Origin of the sequence: Bradyrhizobium sp., from assembly GCF_035652035.1 — a bacterium.
Lineage (GTDB): Bacteria > Pseudomonadota > Alphaproteobacteria > Rhizobiales > Xanthobacteraceae > Bradyrhizobium.
Map to the genome: position 1 here is coordinate 69,385 of NZ_DASREO010000015.1, position 18,018 is coordinate 87,402.

The 18,018-nt window shown below is 61.3% G+C and carries 13 protein-coding genes and 1 pseudogene; 8 read left to right on the plus strand and 6 right to left on the minus strand.

Annotation, left to right across the window (positions count from 1 at the left end; translation table 11 throughout):
* Window positions 1-34: 34 nt before the first annotated feature.
* Window positions 35-643: a hypothetical protein gene (locus VFB05_RS05265; RefSeq protein ID WP_325009566.1), complete on the minus strand. Its 609-nt coding sequence runs from the start codon at window positions 641-643 to the stop codon at window positions 35-37.
* A 287-nt stretch (window positions 644-930) separates the two neighbouring features.
* Here VFB05_RS05265 and VFB05_RS05270 point away from each other — a divergent pair, with 287 nt between their 5' ends.
* Entirely contained in the window at window positions 931-1,434 is a 504-nt protein-coding gene (locus tag VFB05_RS05270) for a hypothetical protein (RefSeq protein ID WP_325009795.1), read from the plus strand.
* A 519-nt stretch (window positions 1,435-1,953) separates the two neighbouring features.
* Window positions 1,954-2,859: a polyphosphate kinase 2 family protein gene (locus tag VFB05_RS05275; protein WP_325009568.1), complete on the plus strand. Its 906-nt coding sequence runs from the start codon at window positions 1,954-1,956 to the stop codon at window positions 2,857-2,859.
* A gap of 750 nt (window positions 2,860-3,609) precedes the next feature.
* Here VFB05_RS05275 and VFB05_RS05280 read toward each other — a convergent pair.
* From VFB05_RS05280 to VFB05_RS05295, 4 genes are all read right to left on the minus strand, one after another.
* On the minus strand, window positions 3,610-4,245 hold the full coding sequence (locus tag VFB05_RS05280) for a hypothetical protein (protein ID WP_325009570.1): 636 nt from the start codon (window positions 4,243-4,245) through the stop codon (window positions 3,610-3,612).
* A gap of 206 nt (window positions 4,246-4,451) precedes the next feature.
* Window positions 4,452-5,627, minus strand: coding sequence for an ABC transporter permease (locus VFB05_RS05285; RefSeq protein WP_325009797.1), 1,176 nt, complete (start codon window positions 5,625-5,627; stop codon window positions 4,452-4,454).
* A 40-nt stretch (window positions 5,628-5,667) separates the two neighbouring features.
* Entirely contained in the window at window positions 5,668-8,463 is a 2,796-nt protein-coding gene (gene rbbA / locus VFB05_RS05290) for a ribosome-associated ATPase/putative transporter RbbA (protein ID WP_325009572.1), read from the minus strand.
* Complete coding sequence (locus VFB05_RS05295; protein WP_325009574.1) at window positions 8,460-9,722, minus strand: HlyD family secretion protein; 1,263 nt, start codon at window positions 9,720-9,722, stop codon at window positions 8,460-8,462. Before VFB05_RS05295 ends, rbbA begins: the two co-directional genes overlap by 4 nt.
* Before the next feature lie 65 nt (window positions 9,723-9,787).
* On the opposite strand from VFB05_RS05295, the gene VFB05_RS05300 reads away from it, so the two are divergent.
* On the plus strand, window positions 9,788-12,079 hold the full coding sequence (locus tag VFB05_RS05300) for a DUF3141 domain-containing protein (RefSeq protein WP_325009576.1): 2,292 nt from the start codon (window positions 9,788-9,790) through the stop codon (window positions 12,077-12,079).
* Between the two features lie 28 nt (window positions 12,080-12,107).
* On the opposite strand, the gene VFB05_RS05305 is transcribed toward VFB05_RS05300, so the two are convergent.
* The gene (locus VFB05_RS05305) at window positions 12,108-12,830 is read right to left on the minus strand and encodes a helix-turn-helix domain-containing protein (protein WP_325009578.1); all 723 of its coding nucleotides are present in this window, start codon (window positions 12,828-12,830) and stop codon (window positions 12,108-12,110) included.
* A gap of 145 nt (window positions 12,831-12,975) precedes the next feature.
* On the opposite strand from VFB05_RS05305, the gene VFB05_RS05310 reads away from it, so the two are divergent.
* From VFB05_RS05310 to VFB05_RS32110, 5 genes and pseudogenes are all read left to right on the plus strand, one after another.
* On the plus strand, window positions 12,976-13,851 hold the full coding sequence (locus VFB05_RS05310) for an alpha/beta fold hydrolase (protein ID WP_325009580.1): 876 nt from the start codon (window positions 12,976-12,978) through the stop codon (window positions 13,849-13,851).
* Window positions 13,852-13,885: 34 nt separating this feature from the next.
* Window positions 13,886-14,878 (plus strand): VOC family protein, encoded by a 993-nt coding sequence (locus VFB05_RS05315; protein WP_325009582.1) that lies wholly within the window; start codon window positions 13,886-13,888, stop codon window positions 14,876-14,878.
* An 11-nt stretch (window positions 14,879-14,889) separates the two neighbouring features.
* Window positions 14,890-15,669 (plus strand): 2-keto-4-pentenoate hydratase, encoded by a 780-nt coding sequence (locus VFB05_RS05320; RefSeq protein WP_325009584.1) that lies wholly within the window; start codon window positions 14,890-14,892, stop codon window positions 15,667-15,669.
* Window positions 15,670-15,703: 34 nt separating this feature from the next.
* Entirely contained in the window at window positions 15,704-17,440 is a 1,737-nt protein-coding gene (locus VFB05_RS05325) for a bifunctional 3-(3-hydroxy-phenyl)propionate/3-hydroxycinnamic acid hydroxylase (RefSeq protein ID WP_325009587.1), read from the plus strand.
* A 35-nt stretch (window positions 17,441-17,475) separates the two neighbouring features.
* Window positions 17,476-17,982 (plus strand): annotated as a pseudogene (locus VFB05_RS32110) (TetR/AcrR family transcriptional regulator); the annotation flags it as partial.
* Window positions 17,983-18,018 lie beyond the last annotated feature (36 nt).

Genomic DNA, 18,018 nt, shown 5'->3' on the forward strand with positions numbered 1-18,018 from the left:
TCCTCAGCTGGACGATGCGAGCAGAACGGCGCGCTCAGCTCTTTGAGCTCGCGCCCCGAAGTGCGTTCCACGCGGCCTGATTGGCCTCGTCAAACGCCTTGCGTGATTCCGCCAGTGCCGCGCTCAGGACCGACCAGGACTCGCTTCCTGCCTGCTTAACCTTCTGCAGGCGTGCTTCGGCTTCGGATGCATCTGACTTCATCTGCTTGAGCGCCGCGTCGAGATCGACGAGCCGGGTTGCCGTCACTTTGCCCGCGGCCTCGCGGAACTTGTCGGCCGCCTCGCGCCATGCCTTTGCCTGCGCGGCGGCGATCTCCTTGAAAGTGACGTGCTGCTGTTCGATTTGCTTGCCGGCACCTTCGAAATAGGTTTGCATCCGGGCTTCGAAGCCGCTCCATTGCTGGTCCAGCTCCGTCTTGGCGCGGGCCCAGGCTGCTTCACCTGCTTCGGCTTGCGTCTTCAGCAGCGCCTGAAATTCGTCGCGGCGCTTTTTGAGATCTGTGATCAGCTCGTCCGCCTTCACCTTCGACTCGGCCTTGGCCTGGTCGGCCTTGACCTCAAGCGACGCCAAGGCCGCATCCATCTCGTCGATCCGCTCCTTGGCCCAATTCAGGTATAGATGCATGCTGCTGTGCTCTGGCATGACCGTCTCCGCTGATTGACCTTTGTTGATCTATCCGAGCTCTATTTGTGCGAACGCGGGCTTGATCATGTTGACCTGGGTCAAGCGTCGGGCGAATTCGCTCGCGAAAAATGGCGCGCAGGGCTGCACGTTCCGCCCGCTGGGAACAATCGGCATTAGCACCGTCATCCTTTGAAGGTCTCTACGCTGGGTGACGTTATCACTGGTGCCTATGAGACAATAAAGATCGGCACGGCCCCGGCTGATTGATTCACATCAAACCCGCGCGGCCGGACGCGCTAATCTTGGTGGCGGATTCTTGCGATCGCGCGCAGCAACATTTGGTGCTGCCGATCCTTGCGAGGATGGCAAATGAGATGAATCCAGCCTACATTTCTGCGCTTTCCGCCTTGCTTGGATCCGCGATCGGCGCATTTGCGTCGCTTGCGACGACCTGGTTGACCCAGCGCCGTCAAGAAGAGGCCAGGCAGCGCGCCCAGGAGGTCGCCCGGCGAGAACGACTCTTTGTCGAGTTCATTGATCTGGTCTCCAGAGCATTCATTGATGCCCTGCAGCGAACCGAGATCGATCCATCGCAGATCATCCCGCTCTACGCGACCATGGGGAAGTTGCGTCTGTTTGCATCGAAGAGAACGGTCGAAGCCGCCGAGCAGGTGATGGAGCGCATCGTGGGAACGTACTATGCGCCGCAGTTTGACCTCAAAAAGCGTCCGACCGTCGATGAGAAACTGGATATCCTCCGCGAGTTCACTGAAACCTGCCGCGCCGAGCTTGGTGGCTACGGGAAATAGCTCGACGGCATTTGGACGGGGGAACGCAGGCCGTTCGTCCGCCCAGCCACGCCTGACCTTGACTGAGATCAATAGATCGCCCGCGCGATTTGCCATCAATCATTACGCTGCTCGAGAGCAGTCGAACCGAGCTCCGCGACACATGATCGGATTCATCGCACGATCTTGGCACTGGGCGTCCTCGCTCGATTGGTGGGAGCGGGGCGTGGTTGGGGCCCTCATCGGGGCGCTTTCGTTCGTGCTGGTCCCCCCAGCGGTTTCGTATCTATCCACGAGCTTTGTCGCCTATTTGTGGAGGTTGTTCTCTTCCCTTGATTGGTCGGAGCGGGCAGCCGTTGGGGCGCTCGTCGGAGCTGTCCTGTTGATCCTGGTTCCCGCCTACGCACTTACCAGCAAGGCGTGAGACCTTGGCGGAAAGCGCACAGGCGAGACGGTCGTGGATGAGGGGGGTCGCGGTTGCCTGAACGCGTCGCGGGAATTTCAGCGCCGCAGCTTGCGCCTTAGGAGAGGAGCCTCGCCATGCTTGAACAAGACATTCGCGATCGCATACAGAAGCTTGTCCATCCGTTTTGCATCACCAAAGGCGAGAGGTTTCGGCTCAAGGACTTCGATCCGGGTGATACCGGCGGCATGACGTTGGACAAGGCGCAGGGGGCGGAGCTCGTCCAGCTCGGCACCAAATGGCTGGCCGAAGAACAGGACATGCTCTACGCCCAGGATCGCTGGTCCTTGCTCATCATCTTTCAAGCAATGGACGCAGCCGGCAAAGATAGCACGATCAAGCACGTGATGTCGGGCGTCAATCCTCAGGGCTGTCAGGTCTTCTCGTTCAAGCAGCCGTCCTCGGAGGAACTCGATCACGACTTCATGTGGCGTTACGTCATCAGGCTGCCCGAGCGCGGCCGAATCGGCATCTTCAACCGATCCTACTACGAAGAAGTTCTCGTTGTGCGCGTTCATCCGGAGGCCCTGAAGCGAGAAAAGCTGCCGTCCCAGCTCGTCGGCGAGGAGATATGGGACGAGCGGCTGGCCGACATCGCGCGTTTTGAGGACTATGTCTCCCGACAGGGGACGAAGATCCTGAAGTTCTTCCTGAACGTGTCTCGCAAAGAGCAGAAGAGGCGCTTCGAGGAGCGTCTTGAGCAGCCGGAGAAGAACTGGAAATTCTCCCCGTCCGACGTCATGGAGCGCAAGTTCTGGGACGACTACATGGAGGCCTTCGAGAAAGCGATCCAAGCGACAGCTTCAAAACATGCCCCTTGGTTCGTCGTGCCTGCCGACAACAAATGGTTCACGAGGCTCGTTGTCGAGGCGGCGATTGTGGATGCTGTTGGAAGTCTGGGCCTGTCATACCCCAAGCTCGACGCCGCCAAGCAGAAAGAGCTTGTCGCGGCCCGGACGGCTCTTGCCCACGAGCGGTCATGACAGCAAGCATCTACACGCTTGACGCCCGAGACTACCAGGCCCGCTGGGCTGTCCAGGATCCAGTGCAGCGCTGGTCGCCGGAATAGCCGATCCAGGTCCCTCGGCCGACAACGCCAGTTAGCTTGCCAGACCCTGATGCATGCTTTTCCTGCACGGCAACGGATGCACGGACTGCTCCCGAACTCGTGACGTTGCCCCTGAAGGTGTCCACGTTGGGTGACGTTATCACTCCATTCTCTATGTTGACCGAGTAGTTGTAGGTCGGATTGCAATCACCGCTTTGCGTAACAAACGTGATGTTCCACGAGCCGTCATACGAGGAGCGCGCGTCAGCACCGAGCGGAAGCAGCAGAGTAGTGCAGCAAAATAATATCGCGAGCAGGTGCCTGTCCATTGTCAAGCCTCCGTTGAGCATCCTTCCCAGTGATCGTGGTCGTTCGTCAGACAATAAAGACCGCTCCGGTCCCGGCTAATTGACTCACCTCAAACCTTGGCCGCAGGACGGGCTATTTTGGGAGCGGATTTCGATCGATGGCCTGCAGAAAACGTTTGGTGTTGCGGAGCTTTACGAGCACGGCAACGAGATGAATCCGGCCTGCATATCTTCGTTTTCGGCCTTGCTCGGGTCCGCGATCGGCGCATTGCATCGCTTGCGACGACATGGTTGACGCAGCGGCATCAAGAGTCCGTCACGGATCACCTATGATGTGGGCTTCGATCGGTATTTCGTCGGAGGAAGCGCAACGGTGCTCACCAGCCGGTGTTGAACCATCCGGGCTGCGCACGCCGCGCACGCTCGGTTCGCGTCCAGGCAGCCTCAGCTTTCGTACTGCGTTGTCTCTGCTGAGGGGGCACCATCTGCGCGAAGCTTTCGCGGAAGCGTGCGTCCTGCTGGTAAAATGTTGAGCGGCCATCGAACGGTCCCACGTCGGGGCGCTGGGCATAGGACGTCGGCCGCCGCTTGGTGCGAGCCCTGCCAACGTTGCTGCGCGATTGCAGCTGGGGCCCTACCTTGCTCTGCTCTTTTGCGTCGGCTTGTTTCAAGGCGGGGGAGACCGGTTGGTCGACATTCTCGGCTGCCTGCGGATCCGGCGGGGCGACGGCCTTTGCCATGTCATTCTGTGTGAGGGGTATCGGCCCCACGATGGGCCGGCTTGTGTCAATGACAACAACTTCCGGTCCCTTCAGTTCGGAGTGGATGCGGATCATGGGAAGCAGGGGGCCGGAATTGTCGCTCTCAATCGCGGGCTGTCGCCCAATTATGGCATCGGCGGCAAAGAGCAGCGTGAGCAATGCTGCGCCCGCAAGGACGAAATACCGCATCAGCGGAATTTGATTGCTGATCAATGCATCGTGGTGCATCGACCGACCGAAGATCTTACTCATTCTACTCGGCTCCCAGCGCCGGAACGGCGTAGTTGCCTCTCGGAATTCTTCGCGACGGTTTGCCTGCTTACGACTGCCTTCTTCGGCTTATGCCGGTCTTTGCAACCTTGCGCGACCGACCTCGCACCTTGAAGCAGCAGAACAATTATTTATCCTACCCATCCTACGTCAAGTTGGGTTGACCTGAATCAACAAGGGCGCCGTGCTTAGCCGCTGAAGATGACGCGGCGGAAACGATACAGCGCGATCGCAAAAAAGACACTCCCAATGGCGGCTGTGGCAAGGATCTCTGGCCACACAATGGAAGCACCGGCTCCGCGGTAGACAACATCCTGCGAAAAGACCACGAAATGTGGTGTCGGGCTGATGACCAACATGAGGTCTTTCAACCAAACCGGCATGCTTTCCAGCGGCGTCGACGAGCCGGAAAGCAGCATCATGACCAGAAGTACCGGGATCGACAACAATCCGAACTGGGCCATCGTGGAAGCAACCGTGCCCAGGGCAATGCCAAGTGCTGCAACCGTGAACACGTAGAAGCATGCGCCGCCAAGGAAAAGCAGGCGCGATCCTGTGACCGGTACCTGCAGCCACCATTCGACGACGAGAAGCAGCGACAATGCCGCTGAAACCACGATGACAATGCCATTGGCGAAGATCTTCGAGAGCATGATCTCGCTGGGAACCACCGGCATCACAAGCAGGTGCTCGACCGTACCCTGCTCACGCTCGCGGATCAGGGCAGCCCCGGTGAGGGTGACGGTGATCATGGTGAGATTGCTGATGATCTGCATCACCGAGGTGAACCAGCTCGACGTCAAATTTGGATTGAACTTGACCGGGGTGACCACCGTGACCGGCTCAGGCACTGCGCCTTCGCGGTGCGCGACGAAGTCTGTCACATAACTGACGATGACGTTCTGGATATAGGTCATGCCATTGAAAGCCTGCGCGGCCGCGGTCGCGTCGACATCGATCTGGACGGTCGGCTGTCGCCCCGCAAGAATATCCGCTTCAAACTTCGGCGGGATCTCGATCACGAAGATCACACGCTGCGCGTTCATCGCCGCGTCGATATCGGTGGATGCGAGCGCGACCGCGGGCTTGAAAGTAGGTGGGGTGAGGCCATCCGCCAGGCTGCGTGACAGACTTGAACGGTCTTCATCGACGATTCCGACCGAGAGATGTTTTGCTTCGGTCGATGCGCCGGTCGCAGCGGCGTAGATCGCAATGGTGAAGGAATAAGCGACCAGCAGGAGCATGATGGGGTCGGAGCGGATGCTTCGAAGCTCCTTGATCGTCAGCCGATAAATGTTGGCCAGATGCCGCCGCAGCGCGGCGAACCAGCTTTTCCTGGGTCGGGATGCGATAGCATCAGGCATCGCCTGCTTGCGTGAATCTGCCGCCTGGCCTGTCGACATCTCACTTCTCCTGCTTCTGCAGCAATATGTGAGCGGCTATGAAGAAGCCGACCGCGAAGGCCGCCACCACGAGCGCGTTGAGCCCGAGGTCGGAATAGCTGAGCCCCTTGGTGAAGGTGCCGACGCTGATCGGCTGAAACCAGGCGGCAGGAAACGCCAGGCCGATCGCCCGTCCCGTGCCGGTTAGCGAGGACACGGGCACAAGCAGACCGGAAAAATTTGCAACGGGAATGATGCAGAGCACCGTGGTCGCGAACACCGCCGCGACCTGGGTCCGGGTGAACGTCGACACCATTTGACCGAAAGAGCAGGTCGAGAAGACGTACACCAAAGCTCCGAGCGCAAGCGCCCCGAAGGATCCCTTGACCGGAACGTGGAAGACGACAAGGGCCATCAGCACCAGCAGAACGAACGTCAGCATCCCGACGACGACATACGGGAACTGCTTGCCCAGCAGAAATTCGAGTTTGCTGATGGGCGTCGACCGGAAGTTGGCGATCGAGCCGCTCTCCACCTCTCGGACAACACCGATCGTCGACATGATGGCCGGGATCAGAACCAGCATGATCACGATAACGCTGGGAACCATGCTGAAGACGCTCTTGAACGCCTGGTTGTAGCGGAACCGGTTCTCAATGTTGACGCTGCCCAGATAGACGTTGGACGCCCCGTTGGGGCCGACACGCTCCGTGATGAGATCTTGCGCATAGCGCAACACGAGGCCAGTCACGTAACCTTTGGTGGTTTCACCCCGAAACGGCATGGCGCCGTCGATCCAAAAAGCGACTTCGGGCGAATGCAGGCCCGCAAGATCGCGGCCAAAGCCGGATGGAATTTCGACCGCGACAGCGAGTTCGCCGCTTCGCATGCGTTGCTGCAGCTCGGCTGCCGAGCTGATTGGAGGCTGTTCGGAGAAATAATGCGAGCCGGAGAAGCTTTCGAGCAACCTGCGGCTCTCCGGCGTCTTATCCTGGTCGAAGGCTGCATATTTCAGGTTCTCGACGTCGAACGTGATGCCATAGCCCATGGCAAACATCAAAATGACGGGGCCGATGAAGGCGAACGCCAACCGGAACGGATCGCGCAGCAGCTCCATCGTTTCGCGCCGCGCGTAGGCCCACAGCCGTCCTGGATCGAAACGCCTGGACGAGCGCGAAGCCATCGTAGTCGGGACCACTGCAGTCGGGGCCGGTGCGACTGCGTCAGGAGGCTCGAGCTTGGCCGGCGCTGCCGCCGGTGGCTCGGATGGCTTATCCTTGCCGGATCCGCCCGCCTCCTCGAGATACGAGATGAAGGCGTCCTCGAGCGAGACGCTGTTGCGCGCCTTGACCAGTTCCTTCGGCGCATCGACGGCAAGCACCCGGCCTTGATGCATCAACGAGATGCGATCGCAGCGCTCCGCTTCGTTCATGAAATGGGTCGATAGAAAGATGGTGACGCCATCATTGCGAGACAGATCGATCAGCGTGCGCCAGAACGCATCGCGGGCGACCGGATCGACACCCGATGTGGGCTCGTCCAGAATAAGCATGAGCGGCCGGTGGAGCACGGCCACCGCGAGCTGCAGCCGCTGCTTGACGCCAAGCGGCAGACTCTCTGGCTTGGCGTCGGCCACATCCCTCAGATCGTATTTTTCCAACAGCTCCGTGATCCGGCCTTCGACCTCGTTTGCGGGTAGATGGTAAAGGTGCGCATGCAGTTCGAGATTCTGCCGCACCGTCAGCTCGCTGTAGAGCGAGAAGGCCTGCGACATGTAGCCGACGTTCTGACGCGCCTCCATGTCGTCTGCGGTCATCGGCTTGCCGAACAGCTTGGCCGAGCCTTCGGTCACCGGCAGCAGCCCCGTCATCATTTTCATGGTCGTGGTCTTGCCGCAGCCGTTCGAGCCGAGGAAACCGAATATCTCGCCGCGTCCAATGCTCACGCTCACATGATCGACCGCGACGAAATCGCCGAAGCGGCGCGTCAGCCCTTCCGTCTCGATCGCCGGCGTCTTGTCATCGCTTTCAGTCCGCGGCGGCACGATGACGTCCTGGTGCTGGCCGCGCTTCTCGGGTGGCAGCAGCGCAATGAAGGCGTCGTCGAGCGTGCTCTTGTTCGCCTTGGCCAGGATCTCCTTCGGCGCGCCATGAGCGATCACCTTGCCGTCATCCATTGCGGCCAGCCAGTCGAACCGGCTCGCCTCGTCCATGTAGGCCGTCGCGACGATCACGCTCATTTCCGGCCGGCGCCCGCGAATGGAATCGATCAGCTCCCAGAACTGCCGCCGCGACAGCGGATCGACGCCCGTGGTCGGCTCATCGAGGATGAGGAGATCGGGATCATGCATCAGGGAGCAGCAGAGACTGACCTTCTGCTTCATGCCGCCCGAGAGCTTGCCGCACGGACGGTCGCCGAACGGGTCAAGGCCCGTGGCTTTCAGCAACTCCTGGATGCGGGTGCGACGCTCGGTCATGCCCTGGCCGAACAGGCGGCCGAAGAAATCGATGTTGTCGAACACGCTGAGCGTCGGATAGAGATTGCGCCCCAGTCCCTGGGGCATGTAGGCGACGCGTCCGTAACTCGCTCGGCGATGGTGCTCATCGGCCATGTTGCCGTCGAGCACCAGCACTTTGCCGGTTTGAATTTTGCGAACGCCGGAAATGAGGGCGAGCAGGGTGGATTTGCCGACGCCGTCGGGCCCGATCAATCCTGCCATGCACCTGGCAGGAATCTCGAGCGTGAGATCGTTGAGCGCGAGCGCCTTGCCGTAGCGGTGCGTGACGTGATCGACCCTGGCTACAACGGTGTCCGTCATTGCGGAAGCTTAACCTCGAGCTCTTTGGGCCAGGCGATCTTGGGGTCGGTACGCACGAAGGCGAGACCGCGCACGCCGGTTTTGACAGACCTGTGATACTGACCCAAGACCTTGGGATCGCCCTGGAGCTTGACGCGGAACATCAGCTTCTCCCGTTCCTCCGTCGTCTCCACGCTCTTGGGTGTGAACTGCGCCTCTGTGGCCACAAAGCTGACGGTGGTGGGCAGGACATATTGCGGGATCGGATCGAGAATGGTTCGGGCCTCGTCGCCGATGGTCAGCCGACCCGCCTGTTCTGCTGGCAAGTAGATCGTCATGTAGACGTCGTTCAGATCGAGAATGGTCAGAATGCGCTGGCCGGGGGAAATCACCTCGCCGGCGCGGGCCAGCCGGTACTGCACGCGTCCGCTCCTCGGCGACACCAGAACGAGATCGACCAGGACGGATTGCAGCTGTTCGACTTGCGCCTCGGCGGACTTGATCGAGGCCTCGGCTTCTTCACGCTGGGCGTTGGCGGCAACATAGGCAGCGTCGGCCGCTTCGAATCTGTTTCGGCGCTGGTCGAGAAGCTGCTGCGTGATGTTCCCGCTTTGCATCAGAGTCTTTCCGCGCTCATAGTCGGTCCTGGTGAATACCAGATCGCTGTTGCGCTGCGCGATGTTTGCAATCGCTTCCGCCAGCGATTGTTTGGCCTTGAGCACCTGGGCCTGCGCGGAGCGCAGCTGGGCTTCGGTTTCCGGTGAGGAGATGGTGCCGACAACCTGCCCCGCCGTGACCTCATCGCCCTCGTCAACGGTCAGCGTCGCCAGCCGACCGGCATATTTCGCCGCGACGTCCACCTGCGTTGCCTCGATACGGCCGTTGGTTTTCACGATCCCCTCGGGCATGTCGCGGCCGCGCAGGTGATTGATCAACGTTTCGACTGCCTTCTTTGCATCTTCAATGGGCTTTGGCGGCTTCTCCTGGGCGTTGGCCCTGGCGATCGAGAGCGCTCGGTTCGATACGACCAACGCCGATCCGGCCGCTACAGCAATCAAGACGAGAATGGCCGATGCGAAGCGAATAGGCGGTCGGCCTGCGAACGGTTTCGCAAGCTCCGCTCGGAGCGATCTCAATTCGCGCGACGTTACAGGATCATCTGCCACAATGCTCTCCCGCTGAATCGATTTGGCGAGGTGTGCGGCCCCTCTCATAGGACCGCCCTCCTTTGGGCTGCGCAACTTATCGCGAAGAGGGGCCGGTCCATTGATCCTGATCAAGGGACGTTTTGCCGACCGCAAATAGCATTAAAACAGTTTCGTCACCTTCATGGAAGGAGGATGCCGTGACCGAGATCCTTGCCGCTCCCAGTCCGCTTGAGACCCTGAGGCCCCCCAGGGCACTTGAGGAATTGTCGGGACGGATCGACCAGGTGGCGCCAACCGCTCTGCATCAATATGCGCGCCTTTGGGACAAGTCGGTTCCGGAGGACGCTTTCAACCTCTATGTGCGCGACTTCTGGCAGCGATCGATTCTGTTCCTGGACGTCCTGCGCCAGCGTGGCAACCAGCATGACGAGATGCTAGCGCACGGAGTGAGCTCGGTGCTGATCTATGACAGTGAGCTCGTGATGCGCGGTGACGAACTGCCCCATCCGGTCAATTACTCGCTGGTACGGATCGTCGCGCCGGAGGGCGTCGAGATCGACGACCGCAAGCGACCCGTCTTCGTCATCGATCCCCGTGCCGGACAAGGTCCGGGGATCGGTGGCTTCAAGCATCTCAGCGAGATCGGCGACGCGTTCAGGGCCGGCCACCCAGTCTACTTCGCCGGCTTTACAGCCTCGCCCGTGGCGGGACAGCGCATCGAGGACGTCGCTCGCGCCTTCACCATCTTTCTTGACAAGATCGCGCAACTGCACCCCGAAGCCCTCGGAAAGCCGTTTGTGTTCGGCAACTGTCAGGCCGGGTGGCACGCGATGATAGCCGCTTGCCTGCGCCCGGATGTGGTTGGGCCAATGGTCATTGCGGGCGCGCCGCTGTCCTATTGGGCGGGCGTCCGTGGCAAGAACGCCATGCGCTATCTCGGCGGCTGGTATGGCGGAAGCTGGCTCGATCGCATGATGAGCGACATGGGCAACGGCATCTTTGATGCTGCCTGGCTGGTCGGCAACTTCGATAATCTCAACCCCGCCAACACATTCTGGACCAAGCAGTACAATGTCTGGGTCGATCCGGAGCAGGAGAAGGACCGCTATCTGCAGTTCGAGAAATGGTGGGGCGATTTTGTCGTGCTGCGCGGCGAAGAGATGCAGTGGATGGTCGACAATCTCTTCATTGGCAATAAGTTCTCGACCGGCCAGATCGTCACCAGCGATGGTATTCGCCTCGACATCCGTGAGGTCAAGACTCCGATCGTCTGCTTCTGCTCGCATGGCGACAACATCACGCCGCCACAGCAGGCGCTCGACTGGATCCTCGATAATTATCGAAGCGTAGACGATATTCGGGAATGCGGTCAGAGGATCTTCTACAACATTGACCCAAAGGTCGGCCATCTGGCGATTTTCGTCGGCACCAAGGTGGCCGCGAAGAATCATGCCGAGTTCATCAACAACATGGAGCTTATCGACGCGATGCCCCCGGGGCTGTACGAGATCGTGATCACGCCGAAGCCGGGCACCGCGGCGGCGAGTGAGGATGACATCGGCAATTTCGATGTTGCCATCGAGGAACGCAGTCTTGATGACATTCGCGCGCTCGGTTGCAATTCGCTCGAGGACGAGCGCGAATTTGCCGCAGCTGCACGCGTTTCAGAACTCAACAACGCGCTGTATCAGACGTTCCTGCAGCCCTGGATCAAGATGATGAGCGGGCCGCAAGTCGCGGGTGCGGTTCTGGAACTCAATCCGCTGCGGCTTGGCTATTCTCTGCTGTCCGACAAGAATTTGTTGATGCGGGGAGTTGCGCAGGCGGCGAACTACGCCCGGGCGGAGCGCGTCCCGGCCTCGGCCGACAATCCGTTCGTCGCGATGCAGCAGCAATTCTCCAAAGCGATGGTGGACGCACTCAATCTCTTCCGCGACGCTCGCGACGAGCACGTCGAACGCAACTTCCACGCGGTGTACGGCTCGCCGCTGGTTCAGGCCGCCTGCGGAATCTCTTCCAATGACGCTCCGCCCCGGCCGCGGCCTGGGCTGGCCCCCTCGGTGCTCGCGGCAACCCAAGCGGAAAAACGCCGTCTGAGGGGACGCATTGCCGAGGGCGACGTGTTGGACGCTGTGGCGCGTGTCGTGGTCTATATCTATCGGGCCCAGCATCGCGTTGACAAGCGGACCTTCGATGCACTGCGCAAGCTGATTCTGGCCTACCCGGAAGTTTCGCCGGCCGCGTTCAAAGCCGCCGTGCGCGAGCAGTGGGCGATCCTGGCTTTGGATGAACGCGCGGCCATCGAAGCACTGCCGCGGCTATTACCCGCCGATGTCGCGCTACGCCGCACCTGCTCCGACTTGCTCAAGACAACCGTCGCAGAGACCGGCAAGCTCAATGCCGACGGGCAACGCCGCATGAGCGAGGTGTTGCATTTGCTGGCGGATGGCATCGTGCCACAAGGCGCGGGAGAGATTGCTGTCGTATGAAGGTGTCGGCAACCGAGCTGCGGGCCGGCTAGGCGCGCCGCGTTAGGGAAGGGCTTCTCGTGCGCTTTGGGCGCTTTTGATCCATGTACCGCCTGTGAGTACGAACGAGCAGCGACTCGTCGTCAAAATCGAGCGGGAGCAGGGGAGTTGCGAGCAGCGCATCGGCGCGCTCCGATGGATAGCCCAGGCTGCGCATCAGCCCGAGAAGGCAGGCATGGAGGTATTTGTCGTCCGCCTCTCCGGCTGAGATCCGCGTGACGACAAGAATGCCGCTCCCAACAATGATGTCGAGCGCAGCAAGCGTGGGCATTTCGACAAATTCGCCGCGCTTCACACCGTCGGCAAGATGGACCGGCAGATATGTGTAGAGCAGGTTGCCGGGTCCTGCCGCCTGCGGACCTACTCGCGCAAGAAAATGCGCGAGAAGGGGAAAGCGGCGCGATACGTCGAAGTAGAGCCGGATGCCAGTCGCGAGCCGGGCGGCTGGCGTGGAGAGGGATGCCACGCGCTCTTCAATGTGGCGCACGAGCTCGTTGCCCAGTTCCTCGTTTGCGGCGATGAGCAGTTCACCATTGGTGCGGAAGTAATTGTAGAACGTGCCGCGCGAAACGCCGGCCGCGGTGATCACGTCGTCGATCACCGAAGCATCCACACCCTTTTCCGCGAACACAAGCAAAGCCGCTTCCAACAGCGTGCGCCGCATACGGGCGCGGCGTTCCGCCGCCACGCGTGGCCGGTGGTCTTCCAGCATTGCAGTTCCTCGTCATTCCGCCGCCTCGCGACCCATCCTACCAGAATCGCAAATTTCCTTAAATGACACTTGTATCATAATGACGAATCTGTCATTATGAAAAAAATGACTTTAAGAGCGGTGCGACATCAGGGAGGACGATCGAGTGGAACCATTTCCGTTCAAGGGTTTGGAGCGCGGCTCCTACGTTCAGATCGCCGGTCGGAAGATTTGGCTGACGCAGGTCGGCGAGGGACCCGCGCTTCTGCTGCTCCATGGCGGGGGACCCGGGGCGACGGGCGCGTCCAATTTCAGCCGCAACGTTGCGGCGCTCGCCAGCCATTTCCGGCTGATCATTCCGGACCTGCCAGGCTATGGGCGATCGACAAAAGGCATCGATCGGGCCGATCCTTTCGGCGATCTCGCCGCTGCCATGCTCGGACTTCTCGATGCCCTCGGCATCGACAAGGTGCATGCGCTCGGCAATTCGCTGGGCGGTGCGTGCGCGCTGCGGATGGCACTGGAGCGACCGGAGCGGGTCGACCGCCTGGTGCTGCTGGGGCCGGGCGGCATCGACACAACCCAGTCCCCTCCAACGGAGGGGCTGAAGCTTCTGCTCGGCTATTATGCGGGTGAGGGACCGACGCGCGAAAAGGTGGCGACCTTCCTGCGCAACTATCTCGTCTTTGACGGGTCGGCCATCAGCGAGGCGGTGATCGATGAGCGCTTCGCAACGAGCGTCGATCCCGAGACCATCGCCAATCCGCCCCTGCAGCCGCCAAAGGATATCACCAACGCGCTGCTGCTCGATCTCGCGAGGGACGCGCGTCTGAAATCACTTGCGACACCGACACTGGTGTTTTGGGGAATGGAGGACCGGGTCAATCGGCCAAGCGGTGCGCAGTCCCTGCAGCAGCAGATGCCGAACTGCGACGTTTATCTGTTCAGCCGGACTGGCCACTGGGTGCAATGGGAGCGCGCGGCCGAATTCAATGCGGCAACCATCGCCTTCCTGTCGCAATCCGCCACGGCTCGGAGCTGAATTCAAGAGCACTTTCCGAATAGAGGATTTCGTCATGGACATGGTTCCTTTGGGTGGCGTGCATCAGTCGGTCTACGGCGCAGTTCATCTCGGCTACGCACTGGTGGAATCGCCTCGTCTGGCGGATTGGAAGCGCCTTGCCGCCGACGGAATCGGCATGGCCGTTGCGGCCGACGCGCCGGACTTGATCGCATTCAGAACGGATGCGCATGCGCGCCGCCTGATCGTCAGCAAGAGCGAGCAGGAAGACGTTGCACTGGGTTGGCAAGTTGACGATCCGTCCGCGCTGCAGGTCATTCTCCGGCGCCTTGCGGCGCACCGGATGCCTGTCGAGGAGATCGCGGGCGAGGAGGCTGCCATGCGTGGCGTCAAGCGGCTCTGGCGCTTCACCGGTCCCAAGCGTCAACGCCTCGAACTCTTCACCGAGCCCGTGCTGGACGCGGGCCAGCCCAAGCTTCGCACCAAGGGTTTTGTGACCGGCGAGCGCGGGCTCGGGCATGTGGCAATCACATCGCGCAACCCGCAGGCGATGATCGCATTCTGGCGCGAGATCTTCGATGCAAAAGTCTCCGACCACATCGAGGCTCGGATCAGCGGCGTCAACCTCAGGGTCACGTTTCTGCGAGTCAACTCGCGGCATCACTCGGTCGCTATTGCCGGCACCAAGGGACTCGCGATGGATCCGTTCACCACGAAGATTCAACATCTCGAGATGCAGGTGACGACGCTCGACGACATCAGCGATGCCTTCACCCGATGCCGGAAGCTCGGCTTCAAGATCGCGATGTCGGTCGGACAGCACAGCAATGACCGGGACGTGTCCTTCTACGTGGTGACGCCGTCCGGCTTCTATTTCGAACTGGGCTGGAGCCCGTCGGAGCATGAGGGCGAGGACTGGCCGGAGGTGGTCCACAACGGGATCAGCGTCTGGGGCCACAAACCGCTCGACCAGACGATCGGCGACCAGCTCGCCCAGATCCGCAACGGGGTCACCTCGCTATTCCGCAAGGAATACTTGCCATACTGAGGAGACAGGCGATGTCCTCCAACGTGGAACGTGCCGCAGCTACCCTGCGGGAGGCGCGCTCGTCGCGACGACAGATTGCGCCCATTGCCGCAACCTACGGTCTTGGCTCGATCGACGAGGCCTATGCTGTCGCGGCGCTGAATACAGCCGCCCGGCTGGCCGAAGGCCGTCGTGTGATCGGCAGGAAGATAGGCCTCACCGCGGAATCGGTGCAACGGCAGCTCGGCGTCGACCAGCCGGATTTCGGCGTGCTGTTCGACGACATGGAACTGCTCGATCGCGACACCGTGCCCGCCGGCAGACTCATGCAGCCGAAGGTCGAAGCCGAAATTGCCTTCGTCATTGGATGCGATCTGCAGCGCCGAGCGCCGTCGTGGGGCGAATTCGTCAGCGCGATCGGTTATGCATTGCCGGCGCTCGAAATCGTCGATAGCGCAATCGCCGACTGGAAAATCGGAATCGTCGACACGGTTGCCGATAATGCCTCCGCCGGATTGTACGTGCTCGGCGATCAGCCGGTTTCGCTCGGTTTATTCCAGCTCGCGGCCGTGGAGGCCGTGCTCACCTGCAACGGCACGGTCGTTTCCCAAGGACGCGGCAGCGCCTGTCTCGGTCATCCTCTGCGAGCCGCCTATTGGCTTGCGTGCGAGATAGCCAGACGGGGCGAGGGGATGCGCGCGGGCGAGATCATCCTGTCCGGTGCGCTCGGGCCAACCGCGCCAGTGAAATCGGGCGACCTCATAGAGGCGGATTTCGGCGATTTCGGCCGCGTCGCCTGTCGGTTTGCCTGACGTTATTGCGAAACAAAACGGGAGGAGGGAGACGGTGTCGAACGAAAACTCGCAGCATTTCGATGTTGCCATTGTCGGTCTTGGACCGACCGGCCTTACCTTGGCGCATTTTCTCGGCCGGCGCGGATTGAAGGTCCTTGCACTGGAGCGCGAGCCGGAATTCTACGGCAACGCCCGGGCCGTCTACACCGATGACGAGTGCATGCGCATCTTCCAGGAGGCCGGCGTCGCAGCCGAGCTTGAGGCCGACATGGTCCTCGATTCCCCGGTCCAGTGGGTTCTGGAGGATGGATCGGTGCTCGGCCAGCTCAGACGGTTCGATCGCCCCTATGGCTGGACCATGAGCAATTTCCTCTACCAGCCCGATTTTGAGACCAAACTTGAGAAGATGCTCTCGCGCTACCCGAACGTTCAGATCATGCGCGGACGCGAGCTGGTCGCCTTCGAGCAGGACGACGACTGGGTGACGTTCAAGCACAGTGCGAGCAAGGGCGTGCAGTATGGTCGTGCCCCTGCGGCGGCCGATGCGACAGACGCCACGACGGCGCGCGCGCGTTGGCTGGTTGCCTGCGACGGGGGACGTAGCGGGGTGCGCAGCCAGCTTGGCATCAAGATGGTCGGCAAGAGCTTCCCCGAACCGTGGCTGGTGGTGGACATCAAGGCCAAGACCGGCGCAGACTGTTTTCATCATTTGCCCTATTTCAATTTCCACTGCGATCCCAAGCGGCCCACGGTCTCCTGTCCGCAACCCGGCGGCCATCACCGGTTCGAGTTTCTGGTGCTTTCTGGCGAGACCAGGGAGCAAATGGAGGATCCGGCCACCGTGCGCGCCTTGGTGAGCCGGCATGTCGACTACGACAAGGTCGAGGTGCTGCGGCAGCTCGTTTATACCTTCAACGCGCTGGTCGCGGAGCGCTGGCGCGTGGGACGGGTTCTGCTCGCGGGCGACGCCGCACACATGACCCCGCAATTCATGGGCCAGGGCATGAGCTCGGGCGTCCGCGACGCGCACAATCTCGCTTGGAAACTGGATGCGGTGCTGCGTGGCCATGCAGATCCGTCTCTGATCGACAGTTACGAAGCCGAACGCAAGCCGCACGCCAAGGACATGATCGATGTGTCCGTGCGAATGAAGGAGTTTGTCTCGCAACCTAATCCCGTCAAGGCAGCCTTGCGTAACGCATTGGTCGCGCTGCTTTTGAAGATGCCGAAACTCGGCGACTATATCCGCGAGGCCCGGTGGAAGCCGCCGCCGACCTATCCGAACGGCGTCTATTTCGGGCTCTCGCGCACGCGCCGGAACGGGGCGGAGGGACGCCCCATACCGCAGCCGCAGGTCCGCACCTTTGGCGGCCGCCGTGCGCTGCTGGATGACGTCCTCGGCGACAATTTCGTTCTGATCGGCTACGGGGTCGACCCTCGCGCGACGCTGGAGGCAAACACGATCGGCAGGCTCGAATCGCTCAATGCGCGATTTGTGGTGCTCTATCCCTACGGCGGCCGTCCCCAAGGCAGCGGGGTCTCTCCGGCCAGCCCTGTCGGCTTGATCGAAATCGAGGACCTCTCCGGCGAAGCACTCGCGTGGTTCCGCAAAGCTGGCGCGAGGCCAGGCTATGTCGCGCTGGTGCGCCCTGACAAGTTTGTCTATGCGATGTGTTCCGCAGCAGGGATCGCCGAAGCGGTCACCCACGCGCTGCGCAGTTTGGGCGGCGTGTCCACGCCTGAGCGCGTCGCGAGCGCCGGCCGGCGTGAGCCGGATCTTGCAGCTTAGCGCTCCGGCGTGAGGGATTCTCCATGGCTCGCGGGATGACCGCAAACCCTGCCGATCGGACAGCGCGCCTGGCAATCCAGGCGCGCGGCCCGAACATAGCCGGTCCATCTGAAACGCGGGCTCGCATTCTCGAGACGGCCGCGGAATTCTATCGCCGGATCGGCCACCGGAAGACGACGGTGGCTGATATTGCCAAGACCATGTCGATGTCGCCGGCCAATGTGTATCGGTTCTTTCCATCGAAGCACGCCATCCAGTCGGCCGCGGCAGGCGTATTGCTTGCGGAAGTCATCCGTGCTGCCGGCGAGGCGGCGCGGCGCGACGGCTCTGCGGCCGAGCGACTGCGGGCCGTCCTGCAGGCTCTCGAGCGGCTGCATGCGGCGCGCTGCATCCAAGATCAGCGCCTGCACGAATTGATCGTGACCGCAATCCGCGAGAACTGGCCTGTCACGAGGGCCTATGCGCATCGTCTGAGCTCCGTCGTCGCAGAGCTGATCTCCGAAGGACAAGTGCGCGGCGAGTTCTCCCAGGGCGACCCGACGACGATCGCCCGTTGCGTCCTTGGCGCTACCAGCGGG